Annotated in this window: 10 protein-coding genes; all 10 read left to right on the top strand. The window is 47.6% G+C overall.

Annotation, left to right across the window (positions count from 1 at the left end):
- Positions 1-4 precede the first annotated feature (4 nt).
- The 10 genes from JMF85_RS27395 (at position 5) to JMF85_RS27350 (ending at position 11,497) form a co-directional block, all read left to right on the top strand.
- Positions 5-1,462 (top strand): UbiD family decarboxylase, encoded by a 1,458-nt coding sequence (locus tag JMF85_RS27395; RefSeq protein ID WP_201319343.1) that lies wholly within the window; start codon positions 5-7, stop codon positions 1,460-1,462.
- Positions 1,463-1,537: 75 nt separating this feature from the next.
- A complete protein-coding gene (locus JMF85_RS27390) occupies positions 1,538-2,701 on the top strand; it encodes an ABC transporter ATP-binding protein (RefSeq protein WP_201319342.1) in 1,164 nt (387 codons plus the stop codon).
- A complete protein-coding gene (locus JMF85_RS27385; RefSeq protein WP_201319341.1) occupies positions 2,686-4,413 on the top strand; it encodes an ABC transporter permease in 1,728 nt (575 codons plus the stop codon). Before JMF85_RS27390 ends, JMF85_RS27385 begins: the two co-directional genes overlap by 16 nt.
- A 252-nt stretch (positions 4,414-4,665) precedes the next feature.
- Positions 4,666-5,367 carry an urease accessory protein UreH domain-containing protein gene (locus tag JMF85_RS27380; RefSeq protein WP_201319340.1) on the top strand — a complete coding sequence of 234 codons (702 nt, stop codon included), beginning with the start codon at positions 4,666-4,668 and terminating at the stop codon, positions 5,365-5,367.
- Between the two features lie 131 nt (positions 5,368-5,498).
- On the top strand, positions 5,499-6,074 hold the full coding sequence (locus tag JMF85_RS27375) for a non-oxidative hydroxyarylic acid decarboxylases subunit B (protein ID WP_201319339.1): 576 nt from the start codon (positions 5,499-5,501) through the stop codon (positions 6,072-6,074).
- Between the two features lie 45 nt (positions 6,075-6,119).
- Complete coding sequence (locus tag JMF85_RS27370; protein ID WP_054800118.1) at positions 6,120-6,422, top strand: MFS transporter; 303 nt, start codon at positions 6,120-6,122, stop codon at positions 6,420-6,422.
- A gap of 311 nt (positions 6,423-6,733) precedes the next feature.
- On the top strand, positions 6,734-7,618 hold the full coding sequence (locus JMF85_RS27365; RefSeq protein ID WP_054797830.1) for an alpha/beta fold hydrolase: 885 nt from the start codon (positions 6,734-6,736) through the stop codon (positions 7,616-7,618).
- Positions 7,619-7,706: 88 nt separating this feature from the next.
- The gene (locus JMF85_RS27360) at positions 7,707-8,963 is read left to right on the top strand and encodes a substrate-binding domain-containing protein (protein ID WP_141335920.1); all 1,257 of its coding nucleotides are present in this window, start codon (positions 7,707-7,709) and stop codon (positions 8,961-8,963) included.
- Positions 8,964-9,036: 73 nt separating this feature from the next.
- Positions 9,037-10,533 (top strand): sugar ABC transporter ATP-binding protein, encoded by a 1,497-nt coding sequence (locus JMF85_RS27355; RefSeq protein WP_201319338.1) that lies wholly within the window; start codon positions 9,037-9,039, stop codon positions 10,531-10,533.
- Positions 10,514-11,497, top strand: a complete 984-nt coding sequence (locus JMF85_RS27350) for an ABC transporter permease (protein WP_127609302.1) — start codon at positions 10,514-10,516, stop codon at positions 11,495-11,497. Before JMF85_RS27355 ends, JMF85_RS27350 begins: the two co-directional genes overlap by 20 nt.
- Positions 11,498-11,680 lie beyond the last annotated feature (183 nt).

Raw genomic sequence — 11,680 nt, 5'->3', positions numbered from 1 at the left:
CAATATGTCTGAAGTTTCGTATAACGATTTGCGAGAATATATTGACGCTTGCAAAGCGATAGACAATTGGAGAGAGATTCTGGATGCCGACTGGAATGAAGAGATAGGTGCTCTTACCGAAGCGACGGCAGAACTTATCCCGGATCCTCCCATGCTTATGTTTGACAGAATCAAGGATTACCCGGCAGGAATGCGGGTGGTCAGCCTGCTGCTTTCGTCCCCCAAAAGAGTTGCTCTTTCATTGGGCCTTCCTTTGGAGAAAAGCAAGCTGGAACTTGTCCGATTGGCTGCAAGAAAAATAAAAGAAGTGAAAGCGCTTCCGCCCGTGGAAGTGTTGCATGGTCCGATCATGGAAAATGTGATGACCGGAGAAGATGTGAATATATTGCGTTTTCCGGTGCCTCTTTTTCATCAATCGGATGGCGGCCGGTATATCGGCACGGGTGATTCCGTGATTAATCGCGATCCGGAATCGGGTTACGTGAATATGGGGACTTACCGTATTCAGGTTCATGACCGCAATCTGCTTGGCTTATGGATGAGTCCCGGTCAGCAAGGACGCCAGATTTGCCAGAAATACTGGGATCGGGGGAAAAGCTGTCCGATCGTCGCTACGTTCGGAGGCGATCCGTTAACATTTATGGCATCACACAGCAGGCGGCCTTGGGGAAAATCCGAACTGGAATTCGTAGGCGGCCTTCGCGGCAGACCTCTCGAGGTGATTAAAGGACCGATTACTGGACTGCCGATTCCAGCTTATGCAGAAATTGCTATCGAAGGGGAAGTGCCTCCTCCCGGAATCGAATCCCATCCCGAGGGGCCTTTTGGCGAATGGCCCGGTTATTATTCCGGGGGAACAGTGGGTACGGGGGAATTGCAGCCGGTCATTCGGATAAAAGCCATTTATCACCGCAATAATCCGATTATTTTGAGTGAGGCGCCATTATGGCCCGGAGCTCCTAAATATGGATTGCCGATTGGTTCAGGGGTATTATGGGATCAGTTGGAGGGCGCGGGAATTCAGGATATTGCCGGGGTTTATAACCATGATCGCTATTTCATCGTGATCGCGATCCGCCAGCGCTACGCCGGTCATGCCAAGCAGGCAGGTCTGGCTGCCCTTGGCTGCGCTGAAGCGGCCAGGCACGGCAGATATATAGTGATCGTTGACGAAGATATCGATCCCTCGAATATGAAAGAAGTGCTCTGGGCGTTGAAAACCCGTGTAGATCCAGCAACCGACATAGAAATCGTTGACGGCTGTTTAAGCACACCGATCGATCCCGTTATGTCTCCCGAGAAACGGGAGTCTCGCAATCATACAAGCAGCCGTGCCATTTTTTATGCGGTCCGTCCGTTTACCTGGAAGGACAAATTCCCCAAGTCCAGCCGAGCGGGAAAGGATTTGCAGCGGGAAGTGATGGAGAAGTATAAGTCTGTTCTTTCATTTCCAACCTTGTAAATTTTATGGATTGGTTCATAGGCTGATTTCGCGGGAAATCTGGTTGAAATGTCCGGTGATAAAGGAGGAAAGAACATGTCTGAGGCCTTATTAAAGCCACCTTACCCGAATGATGAATACATAAAGGCGGAATCCCCAAAAAAAGATATTCTCCGATTAGAGCAAATAACCAAATATTTTGGGAATAACAAAGTGGTTGATGCCTTAAGTTTGAATATCCAAGAGGGGGAAATTTTCACACTGCTTGGACCTAGCGGCTGCGGCAAGACGACCACTTTGCGGCAAATTGCCGGACTTGAGCAACCGGACTCCGGGAAAATTTATTTTCGCGATACGCTGCTTGTCTCACCATCGGATAAAATAAATATGTCCCCTCATAAGCGGAAGATGGGGATGGTATTTCAATCTTACGCCATTTGGCCTCACCTTAACGTATTCGAAACGGTAGCGTATCCTCTTCGTGCCCGAAATGTGAAAAACGCTGAAATCAAGCGGCGGGTCATGGAGACGTTGGAATTGGTAGGTCTGAACGGAAAGGAACATCGCGCCGGACCTGCGCTAAGCGGAGGTCAACAGCAGCGTGTAGCCGTTGCCAGAGCACTCGTATACGAACCGGATATTCTTTTACTTGATGAGCCGTTTAGTAACCTTGATGTCAAATTGCGCGAGCAGATGCGTATTGAGCTGAAGCTGCTGCAGCGAAGAATCGGGGTTACGGTAATTCTGGTCACTCATGATCAAATGGAAGCTCTCAGCTTTTCGGACAGGATTGCCATTATGAACCAAGGGAAAATCGAACAATTAGGCACTCCCAAGCAACTGTACGAGAAACCGCAAACGGTATTTGCCCGCGACTTTATCGGAAAAAATATCACCTTGGAGGCAGAGATCGAAAGCGTGGAACGAGGATTGGTAAAAGTAATTGTGGGTAAAGGGAAGGGCACAGTTTTATGCGCTCAAAATAATTACGTTCCCCAGCCTAGCAAGGGACAGAAGGTTGTCGTTTCTATCCGTCCCGAGGATATTGTGGTCAATGCTTCGGGCAGCGAAGCGGATCATAATTTCTTGGAAGGGGAAATTGACGCTCTGCTGTTTATCGGAGACCGATATGAATGCCATGTCAAGATAGGCGATGAGGCAATTCTGGGATACGTACCCCGCAACCAAAATTTAGAGGAAGGCAGCAACGTGCGCTTATACTTTCCTCTGGAGGGATTGTCCGTATGGCCAAAGTCATAGTAGAACAAAATCGGTTGACCCGTCGAAGATTCAAAGTTGAAGCCGGAACGATCTTTTACACTTTGATACTGGCGGTCTTATTAGTCGTTATTATTTATCCTCTCGGGCTGCTCATAATCAACAGCTTTATCGTTACGCTTCCCGATGGAACGGAGCAGATCGGATTCGGCAACTGGACCATTGCCTGGACTCAGCCAGGTCTTGTCGAATCCATATTCAATACGTTTAACATGGTAATCGTAACTACAGTGATTGTATTTCCTGTCGGCATTTTATTCGCCTGGCTTTTGACCCGTACGGATATTCCGGGCAAAGAATATTTGGATTTTTTTATGTGGCTGGCGTTTTTTCTGCCAACCTTGCCTGTATTGATGGGTTGGATTCTTCTTCTGGACCCGGACTTCGGCTTGATAAATCAGATTTTTTCAGATTGGTTCGGTCTGCAAAAAGGACCATTCGATATTTATTCCTTTTGGGGAATCATTTGGGCGCACATTGTCATCCGCGGTGTGGCTGCAAAATACATTTTCCTGGCTCCGGCGTTCCGTAATCTCGATTCTTCTTTAGAAGAAGCTTCGAGGATTTCAGGCAGGGGTACACTGGGAACATTGTTTCGGATTGTGGTGCCTGTAATGACTCCCGCCATTCTCATTACCCTGATCATATCGCTTATTCACTCTCTGGAATCATTTGAAATCGAGAAAGTTCTGGGGCCGCCAATCGATTTTTTTGTTTTCAGTACGAAAATCTACCAGCTGATTGCAGAAGTAAACCCTCAGTTTGGCGTGGCGACCGTATTGAGTTTGATCATTTTATTAAGCATGCTGCCTTTGATTTTTCTTCAGCAGTGGATCAATTCCAAACGGAATTTCGTAACTGTGACGAGTCACTTTAAACGGAATATCGTTCGCTTGGGCGCAATGAAGTGGCCGGCGTTTATCCTCGTTTTTGGATTCTGTATGCTCGTCACAGTAGTGCCGATTACATTTATGATCCTAGGGACTTTTATGAATATGTTCGGTTTTTTCGACATTGAGAACGTTTGGACAATGGATCATTGGAAGCGTGTTCTCCAAGATCCCATCTTGATTAAATCGCTTTGGAATACAGTCAAAATGGCGGGCAGTGCAGCCTTGATAGGCATGGTGCTATTTACCTTGTTGGCGTATATTTCAGTGCGCAGCAAGTATTTGGGACGGGGAATGATCGATTTGCTTACCTGGCTTCCTGCCGCTATACCGGGAATCATTTTGGGACTCGGGATGCTGTGGATGTTCTTGGGAACTCCATTTTTCCGTCCGCTGTATGGAACGATTTTCATTTTAATAATCGCCGTGTTAATTAATTCGATGACGACCGGGGTTCAACTGATAAAAACGAACATGGTACAGTTAGGCAAAGAGCTGGAAGAGGCTTCTTCGGTGTCGGGAGGATCCTGGTTGTATACCTTTAGGCGTGTCATTATGCCTATTCTCGCGCCCGTACTTCTTTCCGTCGGCACCTTGACCTTTATTACGGCATCTAGAAACGTGGCCAATATTGCAATGATCGTTACAGGAGAAAATCGCCCGATCGCTATGCTTCAGCTGGATTATATGGCGGACGGCAGCTATGAAGCGGCGGCCATTTCAGGTGTATTCGTCGTTATTCTGACCATTGGCGTGGCGTTACTTGCAAAATGGATCGGAAAACGAATCGGTATTCGCATTTGAACCGCTTTTAGAGTAGAAGAAGATCCACGAGAAAAGGGTTAAAGCTGAAAGCCGGACAAAAGCATTTTGATCGGTGGAATAACCGGCGCGATCATGTTGAATGTGATTTGGGTGAGGCTTGTCGTACAAAATCCATCTCTCGGTTCGGGAAATACCCAACTAACGAATCAGCAAGATAATTACTTGTGAGTTCCAAGCTATTATTGAGGTTCACGCGACCAATTCAATCACATTTATTCTAAGGAGAACACGATGGAAGATAGCCTGTATATGGTCATGCTTTTGGGTTTTATTCTAGGAATGAAGCACGCGCTTGAACCGGATCACATCATCGCCTTATCTACGATCGCCAGCCGGAGTAAAAGTTTATGGCGATCCAGCTTGACGGGTGTATTCTGGGGAATTGGTCACACCTCTACTTTGTTTGTGATCGGACTGCTGCTAATCCTACTGAAGCTGGAACTCTCTTTAAGATTAAGTCTGTCCTTAGAGTTTTTAGTCGGGATTATGCTTGTTTATTTGGGATTTTCCACGGTAATATCGTTTCAGCGCAAAAAGATTCATAATCACGAGCACCAGCACGATGGAATTCCCCATCATCATTTTCATGAAAAACATGAGCATTCCCATTCTAGCTTCTCTTATATAAAGTCCACGATGATCGGAATGATCCACGGGCTGGCAGGAAGTGCGGCCATGGTGCTGTTGGTTATGTCTACGGTATCTTCTGTGTGGAAAGGAATCGTATATATTCTGGTTTTTGGTTTGGGTACTGTGTCCAGCATGCTTATTTTTACGACGATCATCGGGCTGCCTTTTGTTTTAAGTGTAAAAAAGCGGAACTTGAATACAAAATTGATTTTGGCAACCGGAGCCCTAAGTGCATTGTTTGGTTTTTATTACATGTATAATTTAGGAATCAATGAAGGACTTTTCAAACTCTGGTTTTCATAATTTGGTCAGACCTTTATCAATAACCCGGATAATGTTACATCCCCCCTATTATATACCTATGAAAATGCTTGCTTGGATGTGTTATATGTAACTACTGGTCTTATAAAGACATTGAAACGAGGGGACAGAAGATGAGGGTGATTGTAGGTATTTCGGGAGCGACCGGAGCAATATTCGGGATTCGCCTGTTAGAAGTTCTTCAGCAATTGGGAGTGGAAACGCATCTGGTGATGTCCAAATGGGCGGAAACGACTATCAAGCTGGAAACGGGCTATACGGTGCAGCAAGTCAAAAGTATGGCGGCTGTCGTACACGATCCGATGAACCAGGCTGCATCCATATCTAGCGGCTCGTTTCGCGTTGACGGTATGATCATTGCCCCCTGCAGCATGAAAACATTGGCGTCTATCCGTGTCGGTTTCGCCGAGGGACTTCTCGGCAGAGCAGCTGACGTCATATTAAAAGAACGCAAAAAACTCGTGTTACTCGTTCGCGAAACTCCGCTAAGCGACATACATCTGGAAAATATGCTGGCACTTTCGCGGATGGGCGCGGTTATCCTGCCGCCGATGCCCGCATTTTACAACAAACCGACGACATTAGATGACATGGTAAACCATATTGTGGCGCGGACATTGGACCAATTCGGCATCGATAATACGCTAACCAAACGTTGGCAGGACCCGGTAAAACGAAAACAGCCGTAATAAAGGGATAGGAAATGAATGTGTAATGAAGAGGAGGAACTTGAAGTGGAGGTCAAGGTTTTTATCGAATACAAAATCGTTTCAGAGAAAAGAGATACTTTTATGCAACTTCTGCCCGATTTGAAACGAAATACAGACGAGCATGGTGGACGGGAATACAAAATCTATGAGGGGACGGACCAGCCTAATCTGATCGTGGAGGAATTCCTCATCGCGGACATTGGACGCTATCAAATGATAAAAACAGAGCGCTTGAATCCCGATTCCCCATTCTGGAACAAACATCATGAACATATCGTAGGAGGGGCAAACAAGCTGCATATCTGGGCCTTCAAGACATTGAAATAGCTAACCATACAGAACAATACCGAATGAAAAAAAGCCCTAACATTACATATAGGAGGTGCCGCGGCACCTCTTTTTGCGTCTGGACAGTATCGAATAACAGGAGTAGCAGGAAAATAAAGGGATTTTCTTTTCCGATTCGAGCGAAAATTACAAAATACACTAAAAAAACCATGAGAAACGTTAATTGCCCCATGTTCATGGAACAGGCCGGCACAGGTAAAATTGAAGTGTAAAGAGGACAACGAGGGAAAGCCCCAAGCGGACATTTCTCAATATGTCTTTCAATATCTCAGAAGAAAAGAGGAGAAAAAATGGCTCAAAAGATTTTGGATCACAATGGAAACCCTGTCACACATGGCCGCGAAACCGTTAACGGAGTTCGTCTCCATTACTATACTGCTGGAGAAGGTGAGCCGGTTGTCCTTCTGCACGGTGTACCGAAAACCTCTTACTACTGGCGTAATGTATTGCCAAAGCTGTCTCATAAATATAAGGTAATCGTACCAGACCTTCGCGGTTTCGGCGATTCGGCTCGGACATTGACTGGTTACGATATGCCTAACATGGCGGAAGATATTGCTCAACTGATGACGGCTCTCGGACATGAGAAGTTCTTCCTTGTCGGTGAAGACTGGGGAGCAGCGGTGGGCATGGCGCTCGCCATGCAATATCAAGATCGGGTTAAGAAGTTCGTATACACTGAAATGCTTCTCCCTGGATTCGGGTTGGAAGATTGGTCGCACCTGACGGAAGAGAATGTGCGCACGAACCACTGGATTTGGCACATCAACTTCTACAATGTTCGTGATTTCCCGGAACTTCTGATCTCGGGTCGAGAAATGCTGTACTTCTCTCATTTCATCCGTCATGAGTGCTATGATCCTACTGCCGTTTCCGAAGAGGCCATTGCAGAGTATGTGCGCTGCTACGCTGCACCGGGCGGACTGCGGGCGATGTTCGAAGTATACCGCGCGACATTCCAAGATGCGGCCTTCTTCAAAACAGCACTCGACAACAAGTTGAAAATGCCGGTTCTCGCACTCGGAAGTACTTACTTCATTGGTGAAGAGAATACACGCGAGATGAAACTGGTTGCAGAGAACGTGGAGGAAGCAAGCCTGCCTTGGGGCCACCAATTGGCAGAGGAATGTCCGAACGAATTGAGCGAAATCCTGCTTAACTTCATCAGTAAATAATATCTTGATCATCACGCCACATGAATGCAGTGGCGTGATGTTGTAAGTAAGGGTCTGATTCTATCGACGATCAAAGGGGGAACGGAATGTGAAATGGAATAAGCCGGTTCTTGTAGCCATTGTCGTTCTATTCATGTTCATGACGGCTTGCGGCAATAACAGCGGTACATCTTCCGGTAAAGCTGAGGGTACAGCGGAAGCTGACAAGAATGCTGCCGGGTCATCCGTGAAATCTGAAGCGGATGGCAGTACTCATGCAGGACTAAAGCAGCCGCCATGGTATAAGGAACCAACGGCTGATCAATTGGAAGCCGTCAAATTGGACAATCCTTCCGATGTGATTGTAAGCAGCGGTCCTAATGGTGAGAAAGCAACTCCTGCCAGCGAAATTATCATTACGGAAGAGCAAGCTGCCAAGATCAAGGAAGGCAAATTTACGGCAGCAATCGCTATGGGATTCCTCGGGGATGATTGGTCCGAGCAGCAGCTCGCCGGATTGAAGTCGGAGTTCCGCAAGCTGGGTATTGAAGTCGTCGCTGAAACCAATGCAAATTTCAAGGATACGACGCAAATTTCCGATCTTCAAGCTATTGCCGGTAAGAAGCCGAACATTGTTGTAAGTATTCCGCTCAACGCTCAGACAACGGCAAGCGCATACAAAGCTCTGGCCAATGCAGGCACGAAGATCGTCTTTATGGACCAGCCGGCGGAAGGCATGCTGCCGGGCAAGGACTACGTTTCTGTGGTGTCCGCAGACAGCTTCGGTCTTGGCATGAACATTGCGGATGAATTAGCCAAAGCCGTAGGAGGCAAGGGTGAAGTTTCAGCGCTCTATTACGCTCCGAACTTCTATGTGACCAATCAGCGCTATCAAGGGTTCGTAGCTCGTCTGGCAGCCAAGTATCCTGACATTAAGCTGGTTGAGGTACAGGGCTTCCAGGATCCGAACCGTTCACAGGAAGTAGCGGCTGCCCTGCTGACGAAATATCCGAACTTGAAAGGGATGTATGCCAGCTGGGATGTACCGGCAATGGGGGCCGTAGCAGCAGCTCGCGTTGCAGGTAAGACGCCTGCGAACTTTAAGATTTCAAATGATAATCTTGGTAATGAAGTGGCGCTTGACATGGCGCAGAACGGCTTTATCGCCGGCATCGGCTCGCAGCGTCCGTTCGACCAAGGTGTCGCAGAAGCTAAATTGGCGGCACTGGCGATGATCGGCCAGCCGACGCCGGCTTATGTTGCGGTTAGTTCATTGGCCGTCAACCGGAAAAACCTTAAAGAGTCCTACAAGGTGATCTATCACAAGGATGCCCCGGCCGATATTCTTGAAGCATTGATGAAATAAGAGCGTAACGAAGGCATGGCAGGGGGGGACGTCTCTGCCGTGCCATCCATTTATACACGTAGGCGGTGAGACCATGACGATCCCACACATTCTTGAAATGGAGAACATCAATAAGTCGTTCAGTCGTGTGCCTGTACTGAAGAATGCACACTTTGAGCTGCGCAAAGGTGAAGTTCATGCCCTTATGGGAGGCAACGGTGCAGGGAAATCAACGTTGATGAAAATTCTTACCGGTGTGTACACCAAAGACTCCGGAACCATTTTATTAGAAGGCAGCAAGGTGGAGTTCAACAAGCCCAAGGATGCCGAACGAAGCGGTATCGCGATGATCTTCCAGGAATTCAGCCTAATCCCTACACTCACGGTTGCAGAAAATATCTTCTTGAAGCACGAACCCAGGAGAGGCTTGCCCTTCTCCATCGACGGCAAGGAGATGGTTAGAAGATCCAGGGAAATTCTGAACGATTTGGATGTCCAGATTGATCCTAACGCAACGGTTGATTCGCTTAGCGTTGGTTACTGGCAAATGGTCGAGATTGCCAAAGCCTTATCCAAAAATGCGCGAATTCTCGTGATGGATGAGCCTACGGCCTCCTTATCGGAAAGTGAAACCCGATCCCTGTTTCAATTGGTCAAACGCCTTAAACATGCAGGGATATCGATCGTCTACATTTCACATCGAATGGCGGAGATTTTTGAAATCTGTGATCGCATCACGGTAATGAAGGACGGACAGAACGTCTTAACGGAGGAATGCAGCCGGATCTCGATGGAGCAGGTTATTGTGTCCATGCTGGGCAAAGAGACAGCCTCTTTCGAGTGGCAGGAGAGGCAATACGAGCTTACTCCCGAACCCGTTGTGCAGGTGCGTAATCTGGCTTATGGGAGCAGAGTAAGGAATGTTAGCTTTGATCTTTACCCTGGGGAAATTGTAGGCCTGGCAGGTTTAATGGGCAGCGGAAGAACAGAAATTGCGGAAGCCATCTTCGGCATTCGCCAACCGGAAGCAGGAGAAATCCTCATCCGAGGAAAGGAAATCAAGAACGTTCGCGATGCAATAGGTCAAGGGGTTGCTCTAGTCCCGGAGAATAGGCGCAAACAAGGATTGATTCTCGATCATTCGGTTCGAAGCAATGTCATGCTGACGAATATCTATCAGTTATCAAAGCATCTGTTCGTGAATGATTATGCAGGCACGAATATGACGAACCATTACATTCAGAAGCTGAATATTAAAACAGACGGCCCTGATAAGATTGTAAAGCTGCTGTCTGGCGGAAATCAACAAAAAATCGTACTGGCTAAATGGCTGGCTAAAAATCCTACCTTGCTGATCCTGGATGAACCTACGATCGGCGTAGACATAGGAGCAAAATCAGAAATTGTTGAGATCGTCCGTGAGCTTGCCGACAGAGGAATATCCGTTCTTGTTATTTCTTCCGAACTGCAGGAGCTTCTGGCGTTAAGCGACAGAATTCTTGTTCTATATAACGGCGAAATCATGAAAGACATATATCGACGGGATATTGAGACCGAGGAGGTTCTTCATCATGCAATCCAAGGATATTAAAAGCAAGGAGCTCATTTCGATTTCTCGGTTAAGCTTTCCTTTCCATTGGAGGGATTACTTTGTTTATATCGCATTCGCAATTGTTTTGATCTTTTTCGCTTTTACGATTGCTGCGGACGGTTTTTTCCTGCCTTCCAATTTGTTTAATATCGTCCGGGCTACGACGATGATTTCCATTATGGCCATTGCCATGACCTTCGTCATCTCCGCGGGGGAGCTGGATTTATCCATCGGTTCGATAACGGCATTCTCCGCTCTGATTTCGGCCATGGCCATGAATGCCGGATATGGCATGGCAGGAGGAGTTATCGCGGGTCTGCTGGCTGGCCTGCTGATTGGCGCCACTAACGGCATACTTGTTACGAAAGTAGGCATTCCTTCCTTTCTTGTGACCCTGGGAATGATGCAGCTGCTGCGTGGTGTGGATATGTGGCTGACCAATACCAATCCGGTTGTGATCAAGAATGCCAACTTTAACTTCTTCTTCGGTTCCGGCAATTTGGGCTCCATACCCGTCTTACTGTTATGGTCTCTCGTGTTCTTAGGGGCGGGGCATTACATACTCAAGCACACCCCGTTCGGACGTGAGGTGCTGGCTACGGGGGGGAACCGGCTTGCTGCTGAATATTCGGGTGTCAATACGAAGCGAATCAAGTTTTATGCGTTCCTGCTTTCCGGTGGTGCTGCAGCGATCGCAGGAATGCTCTATGCCGGCATGATGCAAAGTGCGCGTTACAGCTTCGGGCAGGGCGATGAGCTAAGTGCGATTGCTGCGGTTATATTGGGAGGAACCAGCCTCTTCGGCGGTGCGGGTACAATCATAGGTACGATCATTGGTTCTCTGCTGATTGGGACCATTAATAACGGGCTCATTATTATGGGACTGAGCGTCAGCCAGCAGATGATTGTCAGCGGCGCGATTATTATTCTGGCGGTTGCGTTCGGTAAAAAACCTGCGTCCTAATCCCTAATGAAGGCGGGATCCGGGACTGCTAAAACATGCTGTACGGCCGTGCGTTCACTCTCCCGGGGTTATGAGGAAGGCTGGACGGATAGCAAGGGAAATAGGATGCAAGGAAAGAGCAGCACCCCTGGAACGGGAATCCGATTCTAGGGGTTCATTCTTATTGGCTTCTCCAGTGCCTGA

Origin of the sequence: Paenibacillus sp. EPM92 (assembly GCF_016586185.1) — a bacterium.
Classification (GTDB): Bacteria; Bacillota; Bacilli; order Paenibacillales; family NBRC-103111; genus Paenibacillus_G; species Paenibacillus_G validus.
This window is presented reverse-complemented; position numbering and strand designations above follow the sequence as displayed.